The following is a 26,094-nucleotide window of genomic DNA, read 5'->3' on the forward strand; positions in this document are numbered from 1 at the left end:
GCTAAACTGGGCAACAACAAGGACGGATTTGAACCTTTTGGGGGCTTTCATGTTGCTCAGGCGCCTGACGATCGTTTGTCTGCTCATTGCCGGATTGGCGGTTGTCGCCGGCGTCTTCGCAGACAGGAAACACGATAGCTATCGTGACCAGACGATGTTCGGCCCGCTGGCTTCCATGCAGGTCAAGACGGGGAAACAGCCATGACCAGAACCATTCGTTCCAGTGCCGCAATCGCGCTGCGCGTATTCCTATTCACAGCGATTTTCACCGGCCCGGCAGCAACCTTCGCCTATATGCAAATCGGCGAGCACACCAAGATGAGTGGCGTCGGCCTGGTGCTTTATGTCAGCCTGCAACGCACCGCATAATCTGCTTCATTTTATGGTCATGGACTCTGCTATACTAAGCCATGACACAGCGAATCGAACAATCATTTCTCAATGAAATCAAAACGCCGTCGCCGGTCGAGCCGGAGGTGTTTACCGATGCGAGCGCGGCGGTTGCCGCGCTGCAAAAGCTTTACGAGCGCAATACGGGTTTTCTGCGCAATGCTTTCGAGAAAGTGGCGCGCGGGGAAATACGTGCCCAGCGATACCGCGCCTTCTACCCCGAGATTTGCCTTTCCACGTCGAGCTTCGCGCATGTGGATTCGCGTCTGGCTTTTGGCCATGTTTCGACGCCGGGCGATTATTCCGCCACCATTACCCGTCCCGACCTGTTCGACCATTATCTGACCGAGCAAATCCGCCTGCTGATGCGCAATCACGGCGTGACGGTTACGGTGCGCGAATCGTCCACACCGATCCCGATCCATTTTGCCTTCATGGAAGGCACCTATGTGGAGGCCTCGGTCGCGAGCGCCTTCCAGCATCCGCTGCGCGATCTGTTCGACGTGCCGGATCTGGCGGCCACCGACGACAAGATCGTCAATGCAGACTTTGAACCCGCGCCGGGCGAACCGATGCCGCTTGCGCCCTTCACGGCACAGCGCATTGATTATTCGCTGCACCGGCTGGCGCATTACACGGCGACCAGCCCGGCGCATTTCCAGAACTTCGTGCTCTTCACCAACTACCAGTTCTACATGGATGAGTTCTGCGCCTATGCCCGCGATTTGATGGCGCAGGGCGGCGGCGGTTACGAACAATTCGTGGAACCGGGCAATCTCATTACCCGTGCGGGCGAAACCGCGCCAAGCAGCGGCACCCCATTGGGACGCCTGCCGCAGATGCCAGCCTATCACCTGCAGCGCTCCGACCATTCCGGCATCACCATGGTGAATATCGGCGTTGGACCTTCCAACGCCAAGACAATCACCGACCATATTGCCGTGCTGCGTCCGCATGCATGGCTGATGCTCGGCCATTGCGCAGGCCTGCGCAACAGCCAGCAGCTTGGCGATTACGTGCTGGCCCACGCTTATATGCGTGAGGATCACGTTCTCGACGACGACCTGCCGGTCTGGGTTCCCCTGCCCGCGCTGGCGGAAATTCAGGTCGCGCTGGAAGAAGCGGTCGAAGAAATCACCGGCCTCGAAGGCTATGATCTCAAGCGCATCATGCGTACCGGCACCGTTGCCACCATCGACAATCGCAACTGGGAACTGCGCGACCAGCGCGGCCCGGTGCAGCGTCTTTCGCAGGCACGCGCCGTTGCGCTCGACATGGAATCGGCCACCATCGCCGCCAACGGCTTCCGCTTCCGCGTACCCTACGGCACCCTGCTCTGCGTTTCGGACAAGCCACTGCACGGCGAGTTGAAGCTGCCGGGCATGGCGACCGAGTTCTACAAGCGGCAGGTGGCGCAGCATCTGCGCATCGGTATCCGCGCGGTGGAAAAGATCGCCGCCATGCCGGATGAAAGGCTGCATTCGCGCAAGCTTCGAAGCTTCTACGAGACGGCGTTCCAGTGAGGTTAGGGCAGTAGGGGAGTAAGGGAATAGGTGAGTAGGTCTTTGGGAATGCGGCCTCAGCACCAACATACTCCCGTACTCCCCTATTCCCTTATTCCCTTATTCCCCTACTGCCCTCCTTCCATCATCACGCCGTAATCCATCCCTAAAGGCATCTCATGTCGAAGAGCCGTGAGAATATCCCCTTCCTGTTGCTGCTTGCCGCTGTAGCGGTATCCATCCCGCTCGTGCTGGGATTTCTCGGTGCGGTCCATCCGGCGCTCGATTCGTTTTCGCATTTTCGGGCACATCTCGCGGTTCTGATGATCGTGCTGGCTCTGCCGCTGCTGTTCACCAAGATGCGGCGCGAAGGTGCGATGTTGCTGCTGTTCGCCATCATGGCGCTCAGCACCACGCTCGGCATGGCGCGTGATTTTCTCAGCGGTACGGCAGGCGCAACCTCAGCCGAAGCAACAGGGCCGCGCTATAGCCTCGTTCAGATCAATCTGCGGGAGGACAATCCGGAGCCAAAGCGCATCTTGCAAATGATCGCTCGCGAAAAGCCGGACATCATCACCTATCAGGAAGCCAGCGAGCAGTGGACGAAGTGGCTCGATATTCTCCAAGGGACTTATCCCTATCGCCTGCATTGCCGTAAGGATCCCCGCACTTGGGGCGTGGGTATACTGTCCCGCCGTCCTTTCGTTGAAGGCGCACAACCTGTTTGCATCGGTGATGGCGTGCTCGCTATCGCCCCCGTCGATCTCGGCGGCACGCATGTCAACGTAGCTTCACTGCATTTTTCATGGCCATGGCCGCGCTGGCAGCCCTATCAGCTTGGCTTCATAGAGCCGAGCTTAAGGGAGTTGGCTGGGCCGACGATCATCGCTGGTGATCTGAATGCCGTGCCGTGGAGCAATACCGTTCGCCGGATTGAGGCCGCGTCGAAGACCGCACATATGACAGGCATCGGGGGAAGCTGGTTCCCGTCGTTCCTGCCGGTGTCGCTGGCGCCTTTTCTCGGCCTGCCTATCGATCAGATTTTCACAAGCCCGGATATTGTTGCGCCCAGGGCTGCAGCCCGCGAAGATGCCGGGTCGGATCACCTGCCCGTTCGGCTGGACTTTTCGGTCCCAGCCCCGGTGTGCCCGGACGAAGACGAACCGGAAACGCAGTCCGTCATGCTTCAATAAAAAAGGCGGCCAATGGCCGCCTTAATAGACCAGTCCTTCGCCGACACTTTTACAGCGGCGGACGAGACGGACACGGTCTCAAATGTGAACACTTACATGTTCACATAGACCGGTCCTTCGCCGCCTTGTGGCGGCACCCAGTTGATGTTCTGGTTCGGATCCTTGATGTCGCAAGTCTTGCAGTGCACGCAGTTCTGCGCGTTGATGACGAAACGAACATCCTTGGCGCTCGGATCGGCAGCGGAATTGCCGTCCTTGTCCACCCATTCATAAACGCCTGCCGGGCAATAGCGTGTCGATGGGCCTGCAAAGACATCGTGTTCCGACGTCGTCTGCAACTGCATATCGCGGACTTGCAGATGGATTGGTTCATTCTCGTCATGATTGGTGTTCGACAGAAACACAGACGACAGACGGTCGAAAGTCAAAACACCATCCGGCTTCGGATAGTCGATCTTCTTGTGCTTTGCCGCCGGTTCGAGCGACTGCGCGTCGTTCTTGCCATGCTTCAGCGTGCCAAAGAACGAGAAGCCGAACAGCTGGTTCGTCCACATATCGAGACCGCCGAGAGCGACGCCCACCACTGTGCCAAACTTCGACCACAGCGGCTTGACGTTGCGGACCTTTTTCAGGTCCTTGCCGATCAGGCTCGAACGCCAGCTGTTTTCGATCTCGACCGGTTCGTCATTGGCGCGACCGGCTGCAATGGCTTCCGCCAGCTTGTCGGCGGCGAGAATGCCGGACAGAACCGCATTGTGGCTGCCCTTGATGCGCGGCACGTTTACGAAACCTGCCGAGCAACCGATCAGCGCGCCGCCCGGGAAGGACAGTTTCGGCACCGACTGGAAGCCGCCTTCGGTAATCGCGCGGGCGCCATAGGACAGGCGCTTGCCGCCTTCGAAAACATCCTTGATCGCCGGATGCGTCTTGAAACGCTGGAATTCTTCAAACGGCGACAGATACGGGTTCTTGTAGTTGAGGTGCAGCACAAAGCCGACCGCAACCATATTGTCTTCGAGATGATAGAGGAACGAACCGCCGCCGGTCTTCATGTCGAGCGGCCAGCCGAACGAATGCTGGACCAGACCCGGCTTATGCTTGGACGGATCGACCTGCCACAATTCCTTGAGGCCGATACCGTATTTGCCCGGCTCGCGGCCTTCATCAAGCCTGAACTTCGAGATCAGCTGCTTGGCCAGCGACCCGCGCGCGCCTTCACCAATCAGCGTATATTTGCCGAGCAGCGCCATGCCGCGCGTATAGTTCGGCCCATGCGTGCCGTCGCGCTCGACGCCCATGTCGCCAGTGGCGACACCGATGACCGCGCCTTCGTCATTGTAAAGCACTTCGGTTGCGGCAAAGCCCGGGTAGATTTCGACGCCAAGTTCTTCCGCTTTCGTGCCAAGCCAGCGGCAGACATTGCCGAGCGACACGATGTAATTGCCGTGATTGTTCATCAATGGCGGCATGGCGAAATTCGGCAAACGCACCGAACCGGCAGGGCCGAGCAGCAGGAAATGATCGTCCGTCACCGGCGTCTTGAAAGGGTGCCCCTCGTCGTCCCGCCAGTCCGGCAGCAACTGGTCGATGCCCACCGGATCGACAACCGCGCCAGACAGGATATGCGCACCGACTTCCCCGCCCTTTTCAAGGACCACGACGGAAAGCTCTGGATTGACCTGCTTCAGACGGATCGCTGCCGCAAGGCCCGCAGGACCCGCGCCGACGATCACAACGTCAAATTCCATGCTCTCGCGTTCGGGAAGCTCCTGGTTCGCATGTTCTGGGGCTTCGGACATTCATCCCTCCGTTCGGTATGCCATCATCGTCTCATTACGACAGCGAGATGATGCATCCAATTGTTTTTACGCATAATCCCCTTGCGAATACCCATCAACCAGCGCATTGGCCAGTAATGATTGGCATCCGATTGGATTTACCTGTTCCCGTCATTCGCCTTAACCTCTTACAGAGTTAGTCCCTGTCGCAAATGCGTCCAATTGTCCAAAATCAGCGTCTGACTGCGTTTAATCATATTTACTTTGACGTAAACGTCAATTTCAATTGTTTGAAATCAGAACGCCGGATTTTTTGTCGCGACCGGGGTGGTTTTCACTTCCCCGGCAAGCTTCCGGTGGTTAGCACTACAGTTGCAAATTCGTCAGGCCGTGGCGAAACGAGTGATTTTCGAGCACCGGAGCGGAGCGTACTATTGGGTACGTGAGCACCGGAGCACAGGAAATTGCTCGTTGCAGACCGGCATCACGAAGAATGCAACTGTAGTGTTAGTCGGCGGTTTGATGGCGAAAAGCAAGACGCGCTCTTGCATTCGCGGTCAAAATTCGCCACCTCATCTATTGAGGTACAAAATGACTGATGGCCGCGAGATACTGGATATGGAAGGCTTGCTCCGCTTCTATGCGGAAGCGGGCGTTGACATGCCGCTCTCGGAAACACCGATTGACCGCTTTGCCGAAGCGCAGCGTGCGCCTGCCGCGCCACGACCGGACATGCAGGCCACAGATCACCCTCGCCCGCCACAGCAGCAACCCAACCAGCAACGCCGTTCGCAAAACTGGCAGCAACCCTCGGCCGCCGCAACGCCTTCGCCGGAAAGCAGGCCTGTTCAGGCCGCAGCCGACGTGCCCGATACGGCCCAGATCGCCCTGGCCCGGGAGGCCGCGGCGCAAGCTGCGACATTGGACGAACTGCGCGAGAAGCTTGCGGCATTTGACGGCTGCAATTTGAAATTCACCGCGAAGAACCTTTGCTTTGCCGATGGCGATCCTACCTCCGACATCATGTTCATCGGCGAAGCGCCGGGACGCGATGAAGACATGGAGGGGCTGCCTTTCGTCGGCAAATCGGGCCAGCTTCTCAACCGGATGATCGAATCCATCGGCCTGAAGCGCGAGAGCGTTTATATCGCCAATACGATCCCCTGGCGCCCCCCGGGCAATCGCACGCCGACGCCGCTGGAAACCGAGCTTTGCCGCCCGTTCATCGAACGGCAGATCGAGCTTGCCGCGCCGAAAATACTGGTCGCACTCGGCGGTCCGGCTGGCAAGGCGCTGACCGGAGCAACCGAAGGCATATTGCGGCTTCGCGGCAACTGGAAAATCCACCGCACGCCATCCGGCATGGAAATTCCTGTGCTGCCGACATTGCACCCGGCCTATCTTCTGCGCACACCGGCACAGAAGCGTTTTGCCTGGCGTGATTTTCTGTCCGTGAAGTTGAAACTAGACGAATTACGCAATTGATATTTCGGCCTTTCGGTGTCATCGCCTCTCGCACGAGAGCAATGCTTGTCACCAACATGCCGCAAACTTGTTCTATTTCGCCGCTTGCCAAAGCGCCTGACGGCGACAAGTAGTTTTAAAATCCAGACTCTTCGTTTCGGAGTATTTCATGGCTGGCCAGCTCCTGCCCATCGCCGCCCTGCTTGCAAGCACGTTCCTGATGCTGCTTGCCGGTGGCCTCGCGGGTATTCTTCTGCCGCTACGCGGCGGAATGGAAGGCTGGTCCACAACCACCATTGGCTGGATGGGAACAAGCTATTCGCTGGCCTTCACCATCGGCTGTATCGTCGTGCCGCATCTGGTGCGCCGCGTCGGCCATGTGCGCGTGTTTTCCGCTTTGTTGACCTTGCTGTCGATGGCGCTGTTGTTTCATGCGCTTGTGGTCAGCCCGGCGGCCTGGATGATCTTTCGTGGTGTCGCGGGCTTCTCGCTCGCAGGCAGCTACATGATTATCGAAAGCTGGCTGAACGAGCGCGTGACCAATGAATCGCGCGGGCGCATTTTCTCGATCTATATGATCATCACTATGCTCGGGCTTATGTGCGGACAGTATATCCTGCCCTTCGGCGATGCGATGACGCAGACGCTGTTCATCGTCTGCGCGATCATCTATGCCAGCGCCCTGCTGCCAACGGCCTTGTCCAGTGCCCAATCGCCGAACCCGCTGACGCAAGTGTCGCTCGACATCAAGGGGCTTTACCGCCGCTCACCCGCCGCAGCCATCGGCTCGCTCATCGCCGGTATCGTCGCCGGTACGTGGAACTTTCTCGCCGCGATCTATGGCGAGATGAACGGTCTTTCGACCTTCGGCATTGCGACCATGCTGGCCTCCGCAATGATCGGCGGTGCCATTTTCCAATATCCGCTCGGTCGCGCTTCTGACTTCGTGGACCGGCGCTATGTCATGGTCCTGGCCGGGCTTATCGGCTTCGCATTGTCGCTGGTCATGGTGCTGTTCCACCCGACCGCGCCTTATGCAATCTATGCGATGATGTTCCTGTTCGGCTCGGTGATCTATCCGATCTACAGCCTCAATGTCGCGCATGCCAATGACTATGCCGACGCCAGCGAATTCGTCAAAATCTCCGGTGGACTGCTTATCATCTATGGTGTGGGCAGTGTGATCGGACCCGCACTTTCCGGCCCGCTGATGGATGCCATCGGCCCTTCCGGCTTCTTCGTAACCATGGCCATAGCCTTTGGCGTTTATGGCCTGCACGCCTTCTGGCGCATTCGCAGGCTCCAGCGTCCCGCGATCAGCGAGCAGAAAACCGAATACAAGTTTCACACACCGGACGGCCAGTCCACGCCGGAAACCATGCAGCTTGATCCGCGTTCCGAAGGGCCGCAGGAAACGACAAGCTGATCTTTACTGGCCTTGCGGCGCGTTGACCTTATGCGGTTCGAGCGCGAGCTTGTGTTCGCGATAGATGATGAACCCGCCCGCTGCCATCACAATGACGCTGCCGACCAGCATTTCCAGCGTCGGCACATCACCGAACAGCAGGAAGCCGATCAACAGGCCAAGCAACATCGACGTATATTCAAAGGGCGCGATGGTGGACATCGGCGCATGACGGTAGCATTCGGTGAGCAAAATCTGCGCAATGCCGCCCGCAAATCCCGCACCGACAAGCAGAGCCAGCTGTGTCCAGCTCGGCACGACCCAGCCGAAAGGCAGGCTAAACAGCGCAATGACGCTTGCCGATAGCGAAAAATAGATCACGATTGTTGCCGTGCGTTCTGTCTGCACCAGACGCCGCACCAGCAGCATGGCGATGGCGGAGGTGAAAGCTGCACCCAATGCGGATAGCGCTCCAATCGCCTCGTCCTGCCCGACATTGCCTTGCGAAAACAGCGTCATTCGCGGCCAGATAATCACCAGCACGCCGAACAGGCCAACCAGAACCGCGCTCCAGCGATAGAACCGCACGACTTCATGCAGGATGACCGCGCCGAGAATCACCGTGATCAGCGGCGAGGCATAATTGATGGCGATTGCTTCGGGCAGCGGTAGTTTCATCAGCGCAAAGAAACTCATCGTCATGGAACAGACGCCGACCAGCCCACGCCAGAAATGACTGAAACCGTGCTGCGTCCGAAACGCGCCGGAAAGCTGCCCCCGCCATTGCAGATAGAGCAGAACGGCAATCACCGCAAAAAAGGATCGGAAGAAAATCAGCTGCCCAAGCGGCACGCCGTCAGCGGCCTTGAGCATGGTGGACATGCCGACGAAAACGGCAACGGAAGCAATCTTGAGGCCGATGCCGAGCATCGGATTCGAGTTCAACCCTGCCGCCTCAACAGGTGCACTCGCACGAGCGTTCACGATGCAATTCCCCAAGCGTACCGCGTAAAAAGCGTGGCCTGAATATTATGACCACATTGATTTCTTAAGCTTGTTTGCAGAGAACCGCCACCCGGACTTGGCGTGATCGCGAAATTAAATTGACGCAAGCGCTTTTCTTGTCGTTTGCGCAAAAGCCGGGTACGAATCCAGCATGAGAGCGGTTCCTGTTTAGACGGAATCGTCGGAACCGCTCTATCCATTTGTGTTTACGCATTTCCGAACGCAAAACCGCTTCGCACTTTTGCTGGAAATGCTCTGAAGTCCACAGAAAGAGTTCCGCAATGCGTACAGAAACCGGCCAGACATTTCGTCTCGAAGATTACCGCCCGACGCCTTACGCGATACCGGAAACTAAACTCGACTTCACGCTGGAGCCGGAAAACACCATTGTCCGCGCCGAGTTGACCATCGAGCGCCGCCCGGGCACCGCGCCCGGCACACCGCTGGTCCTCGACGGCGACGAACTGAAGCTCGTCAGCATCGCCATCAACGGCACGCCGCTTGCTGATAACAGCTATGCCGCGACGCCAGATATCCTGACCATCAGCGATTTGCCGGAAGGCGAGCGTTTCACGCTGGAAATCGTCACCGCCGTCAACCCGTCGACCAACCGCCAGCTGTCAGGGCTTTATCGCTCCAGCAGCGTCTATTGCACGCAATGCGAAGCGGAAGGCTTTCGCCGCATCACCTATTATTATGACCGGCCCGACGTGCTTTCCGTCTATACGGTGCGCATCGAAGCCGACCGCGCAGCCGCGCCGATCCTGCTCGCCAATGGCAACCCCGTTGAAAACAGCGCGACGGCAGGCAATGCCGACCGGCACTTTGCAGTGTGGCACGATCCGCATCCGAAACCGTCCTATCTCTTCGCTCTCGTTGCCGGCTCGCTCGGCGTCGTGAAGGATCATTTCACCACCGCTTCGGGACGTCCGGTTGATCTCGCCATCTATGTCGAGCATGGCAAGGAGAAGCGCGCGCTTTACGCCATGGATGCGCTGAAGCGCTCCATGCAATGGGACGAGGAAAAGTTCGGGCGCGAATATGATCTCGATGTTTTCAACATTGTCGCCGTGTCGGATTTCAATATGGGCGCGATGGAAAACAAGGGCCTCAATGTCTTCAACGACAAATATGTGCTGGCCGACCCGGAAACCGCAACCGATGTGGATTATGCCGGTATTGAGGCCGTCATCGCGCATGAGTATTTTCACAACTGGACCGGCAATCGCATCACCTGCCGCGACTGGTTCCAGCTCTGCCTCAAGGAAGGGCTGACCGTCTATCGCGATCACGAATTCTCTGCCGACCAGCGCTCCCGCCCGGTAAAGCGCATCGCCGAGGTGAAGATCCTGAAGGCGCAGCAGTTCCCGGAAGATGGCGGCCCCCTCGCCCATCCGGTGCGCCCGCGCGAATACCGCGAGATCAATAATTTCTATACGGCAACGGTCTATGAAAAAGGCTCGGAAGTCGTGCGCATGATCCGCACGATCATCGGGCCGGACCTGTTCCGCAAGGGCATGGACCTCTATTTCGAGCGCCATGACGGTGACGCCGCCACCATCGAAGATTTCATCAAGGTTTTCGCCGACGTTTCCGGGCAAGACTTTGCGCAATTCGCACTCTGGTACGATCAGGCAGGCACCCCGCGCGTGGAAGCGGATTTCGATTATGATGCGGCGGCTGAAACCTTCACCATCCGTTTGAAACAAGCGCTGGCGGCGACACCCGGCCAGCCGGTGAAAAAGCCGATGCATATCCCAATCGCGTTCGGCCTCATTGGGCCAGACGGCAAGGATATGGAGGCCACTTCCGTGGAAGGTGGCGACGTGCATGACCATGTCATCCATCTGCACCATGCGTCTGAAACCATTCTTTTCCACGGCATCAAGGCGCGCCCGGTTCCCTCGCTGCTGCGCGGCTTTTCCGCGCCGGTCAATCTCACTTCACCACTCTCCGAGGAAGACCTGACATTTCTGGCGCTGAACGACAGCGATCCGGTTGCGCGCTGGCAGGCCATGACCAGCATTCTCACCCGCGCCCTGCTCGACGGCGCAAAGCGCGTTCGCGGCGGTTATCAGCCGGAGCTGAATGCCAAGGTAGTTGAACTGGTCGGTCGCGTTGCGTCCGACGAAACGCTCGACCCGGCGTTCCGCGCACTCTGCCTGACGCTTCCAAGCGAAAGCGACGTGGCGCGTGAAATGGGTGACAATGTCGATCCCGACGCTATCCTTGCCAGCCGTGACCATTTGATCGCCGCGATTGCATCGGCCTATGCGACCGATTTCGCGAAACTTTACGACGGTCTCAAGCAGACCGGCGCGTTCACGCCCGATGCGGAAGCCGCAGGCAAGCGTTCCTTGCGCAATGCGCTGCTCGATTATCTGAGCCGCCATGAGCAGAACCAGCGTCGTGCCGCCCTGCAATATGCAGATGCCGACAACATGACCGACCGCTTCGCGGCACTTACGATTCTCGTCCATCGCTTCGGCGATACGGATGAAGCACAGGAAGCCCTGTCCGGCTTTGAACAGCGTTTCGGCGGCGATGGGCTTGTCATGGACAAATGGTTCAATGTTCAGGCAACCCGACCCGGCGACAATGCGCTGAAAACGGTGCGCAAGCTTGCCGTCCATCGCCTGTTCTCGCTCGACAATCCCAATCGGGTGCGCTCGCTGATCGGCTCGTTCTCGGCGTCGAATCCGACCGGTTTCAACCGCAAGGACGGCGCGGCCTATGCGTTCTTCGCCGACACGATCCTCGCCATCGATCCCGAAAACCCGCAGCTCTCGGCGCGGCTTCTGACCTCGATGCGTTCGTGGCGGTCGCTCGAAGAAACGCGGCGCGAACACGCCCGTGCCGCTCTTGCCCGCATATCGGGTACGGCGAAGCTTTCCACCGACCTGCGCGACATCGTGGACCGCACTCTCGCCTGATTCGCTGGCGACAATCGAAACAGCATGATTCGCCCCTGCCCGCCGCCTCGTCGCGGCTGGCAGGGTGAACAGCTATGCCCGCCAGTGCTTGTCTGACAAGCTTTCGGAGCGAGCATGTTTTTCATGAGTCTTTTCATGGATTTAAGCGCGTCAGCTGACGAACTGATTCCAGTTAAGAGCTTGAGATTCATAAGAAAATCAGCAGCAGCAAACGGGCTTTTTTACGTCTCGTTAACGAAATCGCTGGACAGCGCGAATCACTTTTGATTCATTGAATGCATTCGGAGGTGGCGTATTCCGAATCACTTCACTCGCAGGCATTTCACGAGGGACCATCAGATGGCGAGCACCGACGCGTATGGCGCGCCGGCGGGGACGCATTGCGAATCCGGTCGGAAGAGAAGGAAAGGCAAGGTCTCTGGCCATGTCCGTCTTCTCGCGGGTCCGGCCTATGGCAAGTTTATCTCGATGGAACCCATTCTGCGCCGCCTCGTTCCCGCGCTGATCATCATCTTCCTCGTCATTTTGGGTGTCGCCCGCGTGTTCTCCATGCTGGCCTGGCATGACGATATCGAACAGCAGCACAAGGCTTCGCTGTCGGCGGCGACCGCCAATCTCGCGCAAATGATCGAGCGCGTGGCGAACGGCACCACGGCAGGCGCGCAGATTTCCGCCAAAGACCTTCAGGACACGATTGCCGAGTTTCGCTCGCGCGGCCTCTCCTCGCCCGGCATGACGGTTGCCGTCGTGGACGGTCAGTCGTTGGTGGTCGCAGCATCCGGTCCGCTCTCCGATTTGCCCGGGAAGCCGATCGATACAATCCTGACGGAAGCGCAACCGCTGTTCCTCTTTGCCGAGCGCGCAGGCGTATTAAAAGTAATGTTGCAGGGCGAAGCCGCCTATGGCGCCTTGTCCAAACCGCTGACCGCGCCCTACTCCATCATTGCGACTGAAGCCGAGAATACGATCTTTGCCGAATGGCGTCGCGCCGTGTCGCTCAACGTCACGCTCTTTGCAGGCACCACCGGCGTCATGTTCGCCATTCTCTACGCCTATTTCAGTCAGGCAGCGCGCGCTCGCGAAGCCGACGATCTTTCCAACCAGATCCAGCGTCGGATTGATCTGGCCATGGCGCGCGGACGCTGCGGCCTCTGGGATTGGGACATGGCGCGCGGGCGCATCTACTGGTCGCATTCCATGTATGAAATGCTGGGCTATGAAGCGCAGGACGCGGTTCTGCCCTTTGGCGACGTCGCTGCGATCATCAACCCGGAAGACGGCGACCTCTATTCTCTTGCCGAGCAAGCCGCCGCTGGAGACTTCTCCCATGTGGACCGCGTGTTCCGCATGCGGCATGCGGACGGGTCGTGGGTGTGGATGCGTGTGCGTGCCGATATTGCCGCCGAGGGCGACCTGCATCTGGTCGGCATCGCCTTCGACGTCAGCGAACAGCACCGCTTTGCGGAAGCGACAGCGGAAGCGGATATGCGTATCCGCGAAGCCATCGAGAATATTTCGGAAGCCTTCATTCTCTGGGATTCCAACAACCGTCTGGTGATGGCGAATTCCAAGTTCAGCGAATATGCGGGCCTGCCAGTCTGGACGCTGAAGCCGGGCGTGCCGCGCAATGAAGTCGACGCCCATACGCGCCCGTTCACCTTCGAGCGTCGCATGGCCAACGAACACAATCGCGCAGGCGGTCAGACTTTTGAACGCCAGCTCAGTGATGGCCGCTGGCTGCAGGTCAACGAACGCCGCACGCAGGATGGCGGCCTCGTTTCCATCGGAACCGACATTACCCAGCTCAAGCTGCATCAGGAACGTCTGGTGGACAGCGAACGCCGTCTCATGGCGACGATCCACGACCTGTCGATTGCACGCAAGGGCGAGCGCGACCGCGTGCGCGAATTGTCGGAACTTGCCCGCAAATACGGTCAGGAAAAGGAACGCGCCGAAGCCGCCAACCGCGCCAAGTCGGAATTCCTCGCCAATATGTCCCATGAGCTGCGCACGCCGCTCAATGCGATCATCGGCTTTTCGGAGATGATCCAGGCGGGCACCTTCGGGCCACTCGGCTCCGACCGCTACGAGGAATATATCAACGATATTCACACCAGCGGAAACTTCCTGCTGAATGTCATCAACGACATTCTCGACATGTCGAAGATCGAAGCCGGTCATTTCTCGCTCGACCGCGAGCAGATCGATCTTTGCCCGCTCATCAATGAGACGGTGCGCATGATTTCATTGCAGGCTGATGAGAAGAACATCACGGTCGAGACCCGCATCGAAGATGCGATGCAGCTTTATGCCGACCGCCGCGCGGTCAAGCAGGTGCTGATCAATCTTCTGTCCAACGCGGTCAAGTTCACGTCCCATAACGGGCACATCACAGTGCGCGCCCGCAAGGCCGGATCGGCATTGTTCATGACCATTCAGGACACGGGCGTCGGCATTCCGAAATCGGCATTGAAGAAGATCGGCCAGCCGTTTGAACAGGTGGAAAACCAGTTCACCAAGAGCCATAGCGGCTCCGGCCTCGGGCTCGCCATCACCCGCTCGCTGGCGGAACTGCATGGCGGCTGGCTGCGCATCCGCTCGACAGAGGGTGTCGGCACGGTGGTTGCGGTCAGCATACCCGACCGCAAGGCGGTTCAGATCAGCGGGCACAGCACCGCGATCCACGCGGCGTAAATTTAGACGCTAACGAGCTTCTCAAAGCTCGCACGCACTTCCTTCGCCAGTTCGGTCAGATGATGCTCGACACGCTTGATGTCGGGCATATCGGCGGCGCGGCACAGAAGATCGATCATGCCCGGAATGAACTCTTCACGCGGGGCATCGCTGCCGAGACACAGGCGGATGGTCTGGCTTAGATTGGTATAGAGTCGATGCGCCTCGACCAGACTGTCGGCAAGGGCTGGTTCCGCATAGGCTGGATCGAGCGATGCCAGCACCTCCTCTGTTCCGAGCGGTCGCGGCTTCTTCGTCACCTTGCCGACCAGCGCTGCAAATTGCGCGATGAATTCCAGATCGACAATGCCGCCAGGCTTCAGCTTGAAGTCCCAATCATCTCGCGGCGGTTTTTCCTGATAGATCAGGTCGCGCATTTCGCGCACATCCTTGGCGATCTTCTTCGCGTCACGCGGCGCAGACAACACCTCGTCGATTTCCGCCGTGATATGCGCAATAAAATCTTCGTCGCCATGGATCGGGCGCGCGCGGGTCAGCGCCATATGCTCCCACGTCCACGCCTCGCTGCGCTGATACTTGCCGAAGGATTCGATATGGGTCGCGACCGGGCCTTTGTTGCCCGATGGGCGCAGCCGCATGTCGACTTCATAGAGCACGCCCTCCGCTGTCGGCGCAGACAGCGCGGCGATCAGGCGTTGCGTCAGGCGGATATAATATTGCGACGGGGCGAGCGGCTTTTCACCGTCCGATTCATCAGCATCCGTGTCATGATCGTAGAGCAAGATCAAATCAACATCGGAACCTGCCGTCAGTTCACGACTGCCAAGCTTGCCCATGGCGAGCAGCGCGGATTTCGCGCCTTTGACCTTGCCGTGGCGACGCTGCAATTCGGCCTCCACGGCCTCGAATGCTTTGCCGATCATCAGCTCGGCCAGATCGGAAAAAGCGCGCCCGGCGCGCACGCCGTCAATCGCGCTTGTCAGCAGGCGAATGCCGATCAGGAAACGGTGTTCGGCGGCGAAGATGCGCAGCCGGTCCAGCACTTCCTCATAGTCGGTCGCAGCACCGAGAAAGACGCGCAGCCGTTCTTCAAGATAGGAGCGGGTCGGCATTTCTGAAAAGATTGCCGGGTCGAGCAGTCCGTCGAAAACATGCGGATTGCGGGTGATGATTTCGGCCAGCCGTGGCGCGGCGCTCATGATCATCACAAGCAGATTGAGCAGGCGCGGATTGGATTGCAGCAGGCTGAAAAGCTGGATGCCCGCAGGCAGACCTTGCAGGAAACTGTCGAACCGCAACAACGACTCGTCGGCGCGCTTGGTCTCGGCGAAGGCTTTGAGGAGCGCTGGCGTCAGTTCGGTCAGGCGCTCGCGCGCTTCCGCTGACTGCGTGGCGCGATAGCGTCCGAAATGCCAGGTACGGATGACACGGCAGATGTCGCTCGGGCGCTCATAGCCCATGGCGGCGAGCGTCTCCAGCGTACCCGGATCGTCCACATCGCCGGTGAAGACGAGATTGCCGGTCGAGGTGCCCAGTTCCGGCGCCTGTTCGAACAGGGCCGCATAGTGCTTTTCAACGATCTTGAGCGCTTCGAGGAAAACATCGGAAAACTCTGACGGATCAGCATAGCCCATCATATGGGCGACACGGGCAAAGCCTTCGTCGTCTTCAGGAAGAATATGGGTCTGCTCGTCGGCAATCATCTGGATGCGGTGTTCCACATCGCGCAGGAAATAATATTCCTTGGCCAGCGCATCACGCGCCTTTTCCGTGATCCAGCCGCGCTCCGCCAGTTGGCCGAGCATCGGCACAGTCTGATTGCCGCGCAGTTCCGGAAAGCGCCCGCCAGCAATCAATTGCTGGGTCTGGACGAAAAACTCGATCTCGCGGATACCGCCGCGACCAAGTTTCACATTGTGCCCGCGAACGGCAATGTCGCCATGGCCCTTATGGGCGTGGATTTGCCGCTTGATCGAATGAACATCGGCAATCGCCGCATAATCGAGATATTTGCGCCAGACATAAGGGGAGAGTTCAGCCAGCACCTGACGACCGGACGCGCGATCACCGGCGACAGGCCGCGCCTTGATCATGGCAGCGCGCTCCCAGTTCTGGCCGCGCCCTTCGTAATAATGCAGCGCCGCGCCAACGGGAATGGCAAGCGGCGTCGAACCCGGATCTGGACGCAAGCGAAGATCAACTCGGAAGACATAGCCATCCGCCGTGCGATCCTGAAGGATGCGGACAAGACGCCGTGTCAGACGCGAAAACGTGTCCACGCATTCATAAGGATCGCCGATGGCCGGTTTGGTTTCGTCGATGAAGACAATCAGGTCGATATCGGAGGAATAGTTCAGCTCGCGGGCGCCGAACTTGCCCATGCCCAGCACGATCCAGCCGCAATCCTTGTCGGGCTTGTTCCTGTCGGGCAGCTTGATCTTGCCCGCAGCATCCGCATCGCGCAGCAAAAAGCGCACGGCAGCACCGGTGCAGGCCTCGGCCAGATCGGTCAGCCAGCCGGTGGTGGCTTCGGTGTCGAAAATATGCGCCAGATCGCAAAGCGCGATCAGCACATGCGCTTCGCGTTTGAAGCGGCGCAGATCGGCCATAAGCGAAGCTTCGCTCGCGCCCTCCTCCATGCAGCACACGGAAACCGTCGCAAGAATGTCCTGCAATGCAGTTTCAGGCGAGGCAGAAACGATCCGGGTCAAAATAGATGGATGCCGGTTCAGCGCTTCGCGAATGAAGGGCGACAGATCGAGTACCGCTGACAGGAAGGCCGAAGCTTTCTGCGTTTCCAGCAGAGCGGCGACTTTCGGCAGTTCGTCCTCGCGGGACCGTTCAATCAGATCGGCGAGGAAAGATCGCGCCCGATCAGGATCAAGCGGCACCAGCGCACAAAGGTCTCTCTCGAAAAACAGTGCCTTTGTATCGTCAGCCGCCATGATCCCCTCATCGAATTATGCTTATTTCACCTCGCCCTGCGGCAACGGAAATTCCAGAACAGCACGCAGTCCCGGTTCGTTGCTTTCAAGACGAAGCGCGCCACCGTGCAACTTCATGACCGCCTTGGCAAGACTCAAACCGAGGCCGGAACCCGGTTGCGTGCGGCTTTCCTCCAGACGCACGAAACGTTCTGTCGCCTGTTCGCGTTTTTCCTCGGGGATGCCCGGTCCATTATCGGCTACGATGATCCGCACCCAGTTGGAATCGCGCTCCATGGCGAGCGAGACATTTGCCTCGCGTTCCTCGCAACTCGCATATTTGATCGCATTGTCCACGAGGTTGGAAACCGTCTGGCCCACCAGTTCGCGGTTGATATGCAGCACCACCTCGTCCAGAGCGCCAAGCGTCAGCTTCCCGTTCGCGTCTTCCGCCACCGGCTCGTACATCTCCGCCACATCCCGCACGATGGGCGCGACCGGCAGGTCTTCGAGGTTTTCCGTCGAATAACCAGCCTCAAGACGTGAAATCATCAGGATCGCGTTGAAGGTGCGGATCAACTGATCCGATTCGCCAATGATATCTTCCAGAGCTTCCCTATATTCCGGCCCCGCCTTCTTGCCCGCCAGCGCTTCCTCGGCGCGATTGCGCAGACGGGTCAGCGGCGTCTTGAGATCGTGAGCAATATTATCGGAAACCTGCTTCAGCCCTTCATTCAACTCCAATATGCGCCCGAGCATGACATTGAGATTGCCCGACAACCGGTCGAATTCATCGCCCGAGCCGTTGACCGGCAGACGCCCGGTCAGGTCGCCATCCATGATGCGCTGGGAAGCCTTGGACACGTCGTCGATGCGCTTCAAGGCGCGGCGTCCGACCACGAGCCAGATCAAAAGCGCGCCCGCGCCCATAATGCCAAGCGCCAGCATGAGTGAACTGCGAATGATATCGCGGAAGCGTTCTGGTTCGCCAAGATCGCGCCCGACCATCAGGCGCATGCCATTTGGCAGCGCAATTACCACGGCAACGGCGCGATGATCGCTTTCCGCCCCCTGCTCGCCATAGCGCTTATAAACGAAGGCGCGCTCAACAATGCCGTCCGTGTCCAGCACGCCGGGTTCCACGCTTTCGACATTGCCCGCCAGAATGCGCCCCGTTGGGTCGGCGACCAGATAGAGATAAGCGCCCGGCTGGCGCGAGCGATAATCGATGCTGCGCACAAGCTGCGGAATACCGCCGCGCGCATAGCTCTTGCCGATGCTGGCCACCTCTTCGCCCAGCGCCTGTTGCGTCTGGGCGGTGAGGATCGAAGCCGACAGATTGGTCATATAAAAGACTAATGCGACGGCCCCGACCACGAAGAGAAGCAGATAAAGAGCCGACAGGCGCACCGCCGTGGTGCGCATAAGCGCGGAAAACCGACCCATCAGTCCACCTTGGCGGCGGTCTGTTTGGCACGCCCGGCCTTTAGCATGTAACCGGCGCCACGCACCGTATGCAGCAGCGGGCCGTCAAAGCCCTTTTCGATCTTGGAGCGCAGACGCGAAATATGCACGTCGATCACATTGGTCTGGGGATCGAAATGATAATCCCAGACGTTTTCGAGCAGCATGGTGCGGGTCACCACCTGCCCGGCATGACGCATGAGATATTCGAGAAGGCGGAATTCACGCGGTTGCAGTGTGATATCGACATCCTGACGGCGCGCCGTATGCGCAAGCCGGTCAAGTTCGAGATCGCCGACGCGATAGATCGTGTCCGCCTCACGCGGGCTGGAACGGCGCTGCAATACTTCTACGCGCGCCAGAAGCTCGGAAAATGCATAGGGCTTGGTTAGATAGTCATCGCCGCCAGCACGCAGCCCCGTTACGCGGTCATCGACTTCGCCGAGCGCAGATAGAATTAGCACCGGCGTTTCCATGCCCTTTGCCCGCAGGCCCGCCACGACAGACAGTCCATCGCGCTTCGGCAGCATACGGTCCACGACCAGCACGTCATAAGTGCCGTTTTCCGCCAGCGCATAGCCGGTCTCGCCGTCACCGGCAATATCCGCCGAATGTCCGGCTTCGCTGAAAGCTTTCTCCAGATAACGAGCAGCTTCGCGGTCATCTTCAATAACGAGAATTTTCATGGCGCCACTTATAAATTACATTCGGAGATAAAGCACATCCCGAAAAGTGTAAGACAGTTTTCGGATAAGAGGTGCGTAAACAAAAACTTAGAGCGCAGATCTGATGCAATCAGATCGAAACGCGCTCTAAGACGATGCCAGGCAGTTACCCGCCTGGCATCGATTGTTCAGAAGTCGCTACGGATACCGGTCATCAACCCTGATCGATCGGCAAGGCCACGAAGCGGCTCTGATCGTTGCTCTGCAATTGCAGCAGCACAGCCTTGCGACCCGACTTGGAGGCTTCGCTGATGGCGTTGTTTATGTCCTTGGCACTCTTCACCGTCTGGTTGTTGACGCTGACGATGACATCGCCGGAGCGAACGCCACGGTCGGCGGCATCGCTATCGGGATCGACATCGGTAACCACCACGCCGTCACCATCTTCCGAAGGTGTCACGGTCAGGCCGTAGCTGTCGAGCGTTTCGCTCTGCTGGCCGCCCTTGTCTTCATCCGTCGTACCGCCAGCCTGCTTCAGATCCTTCGGCATCGCCTCAATGGTGATGCTGATTTCTTCAGCCTTGTTCTTGCGCCAGACGCTGAGGGCTGCCTTTTCGCCTGGATTGATACCGGCAACCTTGCGGGCCAGATCACGCGGATCCTGTACCGTTTCTCCATTTACGGCGGTGATCACGTCACCGGCCTGAATGCCAGCCTTGGCTGCGGGACCATCCTTCTGCGGTGCAGCGACGATTGCGCCCTTTTCCTCGGCCAGACCAAGCGAAGCAGCGATATCCTTCGTCACCGGCTGGATCTGCACGCCAATCCAGCCGCGCTCAACCGAGCCCTTCTTGATGAGCTGATCGACAACCTGCTTTGCAGTGCCCGACGGTATTGCGAAGGCGATACCGACGCTGCCGCCCGAAGGCGAGAAGATGGCGGTGTTGATGCCGACGACCTGACCGGACAGGTTGAAAGCCGGGCCACCCGAGTTGCCCTTGTTCACAGCCGCGTCGATCTGGATGAAGTCGTCGTAAGGACCAGCGCCGATGTCACGGCCACGGGCCGAAACGATACCCGAGGTCACCGTGCCGCCGAGACCGAACGGATTGCCGACTGCAACAACCCAATCGCCGACGCGCACCTGATTGTCATCGCCGAAAGCGACATAGGTGAACTTGCGCTTGGCATCGTCAACCTTCAGCACGGCAAGGTCGGTGCGCGGATCGGTGCCGATCAGCTTGGCGTCGAGTTCGGTGCCGTCATCCATAACGACCGTATAGGCGTCACCATCGGAAACGACGTGATTGTTGGTGACGACATAACCGTCTTCGGAGATGAAGAAGCCGGAGCCCTGTGCATAGGGGCGCTCATGACCCGGACGGCCCGGACGCTTGCCGGGGCCACGGCGACCATCGGGACGCGCATCGCCACTCGGCGGTTCCATGCCGAAATCACGGAAGAAGCGCTTCAGCGGATGATCGTCGGGCAGCTGGTCAAAACCGCGCGCACCAAAATTCTGACCGCCACGGCTATCGGCTTCCTGAACGTTCTTCTTCACGGTGACGCTGACGACGGCAGGACGTACCTTTGAAACCAGATCAGCGAAGCCGACAGTCTGCTGCGGCGGCGTCACCTGAACAGCTTCCGCGCGGGCATCGTTGAGTGCGCCAAGCGGGCCAGTCGCGACAAACGCGCCTGCAAGGGCAGCGCAAACTGCAACGGCTGCAACGCTCTTGCGGTAATGGGAAGTCTTAGCTCTGGACATCTATTTCTCCTTGCGAGCAGTAATCGGCCCGTGTTCTCGTCATCGGGAAACGAGGCCCTGTAAATCCTTTATAGAGCACAGGATATCTACAGCTACCTTACCGCTCAATTTCCGCAACATGAAAGTTTCGTAAGGTTGGGCGGGCGCAAGGGAGAAACTTGCTCATAAATATAGAGGATTATTTATTATTCAGAAGCCGGGAAAGCTCAGCTTTTTCGCTTTCGGAAAGCGGCTGCGCCGCTTCGCCAAGCCTGCGTCGCCCACGAAACGCGAAGACAAGCGCCACCGCGCCGATCAGAAGCACCATGACCGGAAATCCCCAGAGCAGAACCGTGCGGGCCGACAGGCGCGGCTTCAACAGCACGAACTCGCCATAACGGGCAACGACAAAATCCATCACCTGATCGTCCGTATCACCTGCTTTCAGGCGGTCACGGACGAGAAGGCGCAGATCGCGGGCAAGCTCGGCATTCGAATCATCGATGGATTCGTTCTGGCACACCATGCAGCGCAACTCGCCGGATATGGTGCGGGCGCGCTTTTCAAGCGCCGGGTCGGGCAGAACTTCATCCGGATTGACGGCCAGTGCCGCCGTTCCCTGAATGGCCAGAGCAACGGCAAGGGCACACGTGGCAAAGAGGTTGCGCATCTTCATGCTGCGGCCTCCGCTTCCTGCGACGAGGTCTTTCGCTTGGAGGCAGGTGCGCCGACGCGCAAGCGGCGGTCGGCCAGCGAAAACAGGCCGCCCAGCATCATAACCAATGCGCCATACCAGATCAGCGTGACCTGCGGTTTCCACCAGATACGAACGACCACCGAACCGTCGCCCGGCTCATCGCCCAGTGCCACATAGACCTGACTGAACCAGAGCGTGCGAATGCCCGATTCGGTCGTCGGCATCTGGCGTGCCGGGAAAAAGCGCTTCGACGGTTCGATCCGGCCGAGGCTGCGGGCGCTAGAATCGAGCAGCGTGAAAGTACCGCGATTCTCGGTAAAGTTGGGACCGGTCAAAGGCCGCAACCCGTCAAAACGCAACGTGTAGTCCTGAACCTTGACCGTATCGCCCGCACGCATGATGAGCACGTTTTCAGTGCCAAAGGTCGTCACGCTGACGATACCGAGCAGTGTCACGCCAAGACCGATATGCGCCAGCGCCGTTCCGAAAACGGAGCGCGGCAGCCCCTTGAAACGCGCCCAGGCCTTCGTTGCCGAAACCTTGCCGATACCGGCTTTCTGCACCAGATCGGTAAGGCTGCCGAAAATCAGCCAGGCGGCGAGACCGACGCCGCAAGCCGCCAGCAGCGATTTGGCCGATGTGGTCCAAAGCACGATACCGGCCACAACCAGCGCCAGGGCGAAAGCCGTCATCAGTCGCTGGGCAACGCCGTAAAGGTCACCGCGTTTCCAGGCGAGAAGCGGCCCGAACGGCACCGCAAACAGAAGCGGGATCATCAGCGGACCGAAGGTCATGTTGAAGAATGGCGCGCCGACGGAAATCTTCTCGCCAGTCATGACTTCCAGCAGCAGCGGGTAAAGAGTGCCGATCAGAACGGTCGCAGCGGCCGTGGTCAGGAACAGGTTGTTGAAGACCAGCGCCCCTTCCCGCGAAATCGGATGGAAAATGCCGCCAGCCGTGAGGCTCTGGACGCGAAGCGCGAAAAGCGACAGGGAACCGCCGATGAAAATGGCGAGAATGGCCAGGATGAAAAGCCCGCGCCCCGGATCGGTCGCGAAACTATGCACGGAGGTCAGCACACCGGAACGCACGAGGAAGGTTCCGAGCAGCGATAGCGAGAAGGTCAGGATCGCCAGAAGGACCGTCCAGATTTTCAGCGCCGAACGCTTTTCCATGACCAGCGCGGAATGCAGCAAGGCGGTGCCGACCAGCCATGGCATGAAGGATGCGTTTTCGACCGGGTCCCAAAACCACCAGCCGCCCCAGCCAAGCTCGTAATAGGCCCAGTAGGAACCCATTGCGATGCCGCCGGTCAGGAACACCCAAGCCACCAGCGTCCATGGCCGCACCCAGCGCGCCCAGGCTGCATCAAGACGACCTTCCAGAAGGGCGGCAACAGCAAAGGAGAAGCAGACAGAAAAACCGACATAGCCGAGATAAAGTAGCGGCGGATGAATGGCGAGGCCGATATCCTGCAAGATCGGATTGAGATCGCCGCCTTCCATCGGGGCCGGAAGGATGCGCGTGAACGGGTTCGACGTGAAGATGATGAAGGCCAGAAAAGCCACAGCGATCCAGCCCTGCACGGCCAGCACATTGGCGCGCAATGTTTCAGGCAGATTACCGGAAAATGCCGCGACCAGCGCGCTGAAAAGCGTCAGGATGAACACCCACAACAGCATGGAGCCTTCATGATTTCCCCAGACGCCGGTGATCTTATAGAGGAGCGGCTTTTGCGAATGCGAGTTTTCGACAACGTTCAGGACCGAGAAATCAGACACGACATAGGCATGGACCAGCACCGCTGAGGACAAAACGACAAGCGCGAAGACCGCAAGCGCCGTTGGCACAGCCACCGACATGAGCTGCGTGTCGCGTCGGCGGCCACCGATCACCGGCACGACCGACTGAACGATCGACAGAGCCAGCGCCAGCACCAGAGCAAAATGGCCGATCTCGACACTCATAGACAGTCTCCCGGCATAATTATTTACCTTCCCACACGCCTTTGGCCTTCAGGCTATCGGCAAGATCCTTGGGAACATAGTTCTCGTCATGCTTGGCAAGCACATTATCGGCGCGAAACACGCCGTCTTGTCCGAAACGTCCTTCGGCCACCACACCCTGCCCTTCACGGAAAAGGTCAGGCGGAATGCCTTCGAACACCACTTTCACGGTCTTGATCGTATCGGTGACGGTGAAGCGAAGCTCGCTGCCTTCCCGGCTGACCGAGCCTTCCTCGACCAGACCACCCAGACGAAAACGAGAACCGGACGTCAATTCCTGTTCCGTCAGATCAGCGGGCGTGCGGAAGAACCGGATGTCCTGATTGAAGGCCATCAGCATCAAGCCAACCGCCACGGCCAGAACCGCCAGCGCACCGCCGATCAACATCAGGCGCTTGCGTTTCCTCTGGCCGATTGTCCGGGCAAGACTGCCAGCAGGTTTCGGCTTGCGTGCGTTTTCTTCTGCGGTCGCGCTCATTTCTGTGCCTCTAGACCCAAGCCGGATGCAAAACTGCGAAGTTCGGTTCGCTGTTCTTCCGCAAGGGCGGTCATGCCCCGGTTCAGGGCATCAAGCGCCGCATCGCGGCGATGCAGGATCATATAGGAGCGCACGAGACGCTTCCAGCCTTCGACATCCCCGCTATTCTGGCGAAGACTTTCATCAAGACGTTGAACCATGCCCTCGATCATCGTCTGACGGTCTTCCGCCGACAGGGACGAAGCCGCTTCGATATCGTCGGATGACGGGCCTTTTTGCTCTGTCGGCTGGTTGGCCGAAGGATTGCTTAGCCGCGCAATGGCCTGCTCGACCTGACCACGCCAGGGAGCATCAACTGGCGCCTTGTCCAGAAGGGTCTTGAGACGGGCGGCGGCAGCATCGGGACGACCGTCCTGCATCTCGCCTTGCGCCAGATAAAATTGCGGACGCGGATCGTTCGGATCGAGCGCGACAGCCTTGTTCAGAAATGTTTCTGCCTCGGCGGTGATCGTGCCGCCGGAAACTGCGGCAAGCCCTTCGGCCAGACCCAGCAAGCGCGGGAAATTTTCGCCGTCAATGCGCATGGAAGAACGATAGGCATTCACCGCATCCGCTGGACGGCCAAGACGCATATAGATCGGCGCCAGCACATCCCAGCCGCGTGCATCATCAGGGTTTTTCGCCAGATGCGCTTCAGCCCGCGCGACCAACTCATCAACGGAACCGCGATCAGGATTATCGGAGAGACGGTCCGCAAGCGGCATGGACGGCACGTCCGGCTTGCCAAAAAGCGGATAGACGCCCCAGGCGATCAATGGGACCGCCAACACGGCAACCAAGGCCAGAACGCGGCCCGACTTTGTGGCCTTCGCTGCGCTCACAGCGTCCTGACTGACCTTTTCAGCACTCAAAATGCGGCGGGAAATTTCAATTCGCGCCTGTTCGGCGCTTTGCGGGTCGATCATGCCGCGCGCGGCATCGGATTCGACCTCGCGCAGCTGATCGCGATAAACTTCCAGGTCGTTCTTTTCAGCAGGCAAAAAAGCCTGCTTGCGCCGCGTGAGCGGCAACAAAACAGCCAAAGTGGCTGCTAACGTCAATAATGCTGCAATCAACCAAAATCCCATGGCTACGACTTAAGCGTAGGCATGGGAAAAACCAACCTCTACCTGCCACAACAGGCCGCCTAGGGCAATTCGCCGCAAAGGCCGCCCGTGAGTGATCAGGTCAGCGGCGTCCAGCTGCCGTCCGTGTTGCGGCAGGCAGTGCCGCGCACGGTCTGCTGCGAACCGCCAATATCGAAGGTGTGCGAATATTGGCGGCAATTCTGCGAGCCGACCTGATAAGGCTGTGCCGCAGTGACATCACCGGAGTTCGAACCGCCGCTCCAGGAAACGGCTTTGCCGGCTGGCGAATATTCAAGCGCACGATATTCGGCTTCCAGCGCTTTTTTGCGGTCGCCCGCGCTCAGCTGGTTTGCCGCATTGCCAAGCAGGCCGTTGCCCAGCGATGCGAGCAGGCTCGATTCCGGCTTTGCAGATGACGACGATCCGCCAAGCGATGTCAGCCCTCTGCCACCACCCGATGTGCCACATGCCGCCAAGGCCAGCGACAGCGCCACCATGGTCGGAACGACCAGAACCGGAGAAGAAAACCTCAATTCCATCATCATAACAAACCGGCCCTCATGAACCAATGAGCTTGCATATTATCGCATCATGCGATCTTGTAATTTCAATTTCTTAGAGC

At 58.9% G+C, this 26,094-nt stretch carries 19 protein-coding genes; 8 read left to right on the forward strand and 11 right to left on the reverse strand.

From position 1 onward, the window contains the following. Window positions 1-49: 49 nt before the first annotated feature. From FIC94_RS22415 to FIC94_RS10770, 4 genes are all read left to right on the forward strand, one after another. The gene (locus FIC94_RS22415; protein ID WP_167836020.1) at window positions 50-205 is read left to right on the forward strand and encodes a hypothetical protein; all 156 of its coding nucleotides are present in this window, start codon (window positions 50-52) and stop codon (window positions 203-205) included. Further along, window positions 202-369, forward strand: coding sequence for a hypothetical protein (locus tag FIC94_RS22420; protein WP_171318949.1), 168 nt, complete (start codon window positions 202-204; stop codon window positions 367-369). Before FIC94_RS22415 ends, FIC94_RS22420 begins: the two co-directional genes overlap by 4 nt. Window positions 370-410: 41 nt before the next feature. Then, complete coding sequence (locus tag FIC94_RS10765) at window positions 411-1,913, forward strand: AMP nucleosidase (RefSeq protein ID WP_121535546.1); 1,503 nt, start codon at window positions 411-413, stop codon at window positions 1,911-1,913. A 158-nt stretch (window positions 1,914-2,071) separates the two neighbouring features. Next, window positions 2,072-3,085, forward strand: coding sequence for an endonuclease/exonuclease/phosphatase family protein (locus tag FIC94_RS10770; RefSeq protein ID WP_140024860.1), 1,014 nt, complete (start codon window positions 2,072-2,074; stop codon window positions 3,083-3,085). 92 nt (window positions 3,086-3,177) lie between these two features. Here the strand turns inward: FIC94_RS10770 and FIC94_RS10775 are convergent, their stop codons facing one another. Further along, window positions 3,178-4,884 (reverse strand): electron transfer flavoprotein-ubiquinone oxidoreductase, encoded by a 1,707-nt coding sequence (locus FIC94_RS10775; RefSeq protein WP_140024861.1) that lies wholly within the window; start codon window positions 4,882-4,884, stop codon window positions 3,178-3,180. Window positions 4,885-5,454: 570 nt separating this feature from the next. On the opposite strand from FIC94_RS10775, the gene FIC94_RS10780 reads away from it, so the two are divergent. Both FIC94_RS10780 and FIC94_RS10785 read left to right on the forward strand, forming a co-directional pair. Beyond that, on the forward strand, window positions 5,455-6,348 hold the full coding sequence (locus FIC94_RS10780) for a uracil-DNA glycosylase (RefSeq protein ID WP_140024862.1): 894 nt from the start codon (window positions 5,455-5,457) through the stop codon (window positions 6,346-6,348). A gap of 148 nt (window positions 6,349-6,496) precedes the next feature. Next, on the forward strand, window positions 6,497-7,753 hold the full coding sequence (locus tag FIC94_RS10785; protein WP_121535534.1) for an MFS transporter: 1,257 nt from the start codon (window positions 6,497-6,499) through the stop codon (window positions 7,751-7,753). Window positions 7,754-7,756: 3 nt separating this feature from the next. Here FIC94_RS10785 and FIC94_RS10790 read toward each other — a convergent pair whose 3' ends face one another. Next, window positions 7,757-8,662, reverse strand: a complete 906-nt coding sequence (locus FIC94_RS10790; RefSeq protein WP_140024921.1) for a DMT family transporter — start codon at window positions 8,660-8,662, stop codon at window positions 7,757-7,759. A 356-nt stretch (window positions 8,663-9,018) separates the two neighbouring features. Between FIC94_RS10790 and pepN the strand changes: the two genes are divergently transcribed. Together pepN and FIC94_RS10800 are read left to right on the forward strand one after the other, a co-directional pair. Next, window positions 9,019-11,670, forward strand: a complete 2,652-nt coding sequence (pepN, locus tag FIC94_RS10795; protein ID WP_140024863.1) for an aminopeptidase N — start codon at window positions 9,019-9,021, stop codon at window positions 11,668-11,670. 339 nt (window positions 11,671-12,009) lie between these two features. Next, window positions 12,010-14,364 carry a PAS domain-containing sensor histidine kinase gene (locus FIC94_RS10800; RefSeq protein WP_140024864.1) on the forward strand — a complete coding sequence of 785 codons (2,355 nt, stop codon included), beginning with the start codon at window positions 12,010-12,012 and terminating at the stop codon, window positions 14,362-14,364. A gap of 2 nt (window positions 14,365-14,366) precedes the next feature. On the opposite strand, the gene FIC94_RS10805 is transcribed toward FIC94_RS10800, so the two are convergent. The 9 genes from FIC94_RS10805 to FIC94_RS10845 form a co-directional block, all read right to left on the reverse strand. After that, a complete protein-coding gene (locus tag FIC94_RS10805) occupies window positions 14,367-17,309 on the reverse strand; it encodes a bifunctional [glutamine synthetase] adenylyltransferase/[glutamine synthetase]-adenylyl-L-tyrosine phosphorylase (protein ID WP_140024865.1) in 2,943 nt (980 codons plus the stop codon). A 21-nt stretch (window positions 17,310-17,330) separates the two neighbouring features. Beyond that, window positions 17,331-18,737 carry a sensor histidine kinase gene (locus FIC94_RS10810; protein ID WP_180917962.1) on the reverse strand — a complete coding sequence of 469 codons (1,407 nt, stop codon included), beginning with the start codon at window positions 18,735-18,737 and terminating at the stop codon, window positions 17,331-17,333. Then, window positions 18,734-19,438, reverse strand: coding sequence for a response regulator transcription factor (locus FIC94_RS10815; protein ID WP_109368612.1), 705 nt, complete (start codon window positions 19,436-19,438; stop codon window positions 18,734-18,736). The genes FIC94_RS10810 and FIC94_RS10815 overlap by 4 nt, the downstream gene beginning before the upstream one ends. Before the next feature lie 193 nt (window positions 19,439-19,631). Further along, window positions 19,632-21,185, reverse strand: a complete 1,554-nt coding sequence (locus FIC94_RS10820) for a Do family serine endopeptidase (RefSeq protein WP_109368611.1) — start codon at window positions 21,183-21,185, stop codon at window positions 19,632-19,634. A gap of 178 nt (window positions 21,186-21,363) precedes the next feature. Beyond that, window positions 21,364-21,840, reverse strand: coding sequence for a cytochrome c-type biogenesis protein (locus FIC94_RS10825; protein WP_124915580.1), 477 nt, complete (start codon window positions 21,838-21,840; stop codon window positions 21,364-21,366). Beyond that, window positions 21,837-23,828 (reverse strand): heme lyase CcmF/NrfE family subunit, encoded by a 1,992-nt coding sequence (locus tag FIC94_RS10830; protein ID WP_140024867.1) that lies wholly within the window; start codon window positions 23,826-23,828, stop codon window positions 21,837-21,839. Before FIC94_RS10830 ends, FIC94_RS10825 begins: the two co-directional genes overlap by 4 nt. Before the next feature lie 19 nt (window positions 23,829-23,847). Continuing rightward, window positions 23,848-24,345, reverse strand: a complete 498-nt coding sequence (gene ccmE / locus FIC94_RS10835) for a cytochrome c maturation protein CcmE (RefSeq protein WP_109368608.1) — start codon at window positions 24,343-24,345, stop codon at window positions 23,848-23,850. Continuing rightward, window positions 24,342-25,472, reverse strand: a complete 1,131-nt coding sequence (gene ccmI / locus FIC94_RS10840; RefSeq protein ID WP_140024868.1) for a c-type cytochrome biogenesis protein CcmI — start codon at window positions 25,470-25,472, stop codon at window positions 24,342-24,344. Before ccmI ends, ccmE begins: the two co-directional genes overlap by 4 nt. A gap of 95 nt (window positions 25,473-25,567) precedes the next feature. After that, window positions 25,568-26,017, reverse strand: a complete 450-nt coding sequence (locus tag FIC94_RS10845; RefSeq protein WP_121535510.1) for an RT0821/Lpp0805 family surface protein — start codon at window positions 26,015-26,017, stop codon at window positions 25,568-25,570. Window positions 26,018-26,094: the final 77 nt, after the last annotated feature.

This window comes from Ochrobactrum teleogrylli (genome assembly GCF_006376685.1).
GTDB classification, from domain to species: domain Bacteria; phylum Pseudomonadota; class Alphaproteobacteria; order Rhizobiales; family Rhizobiaceae; genus Brucella; species Brucella teleogrylli.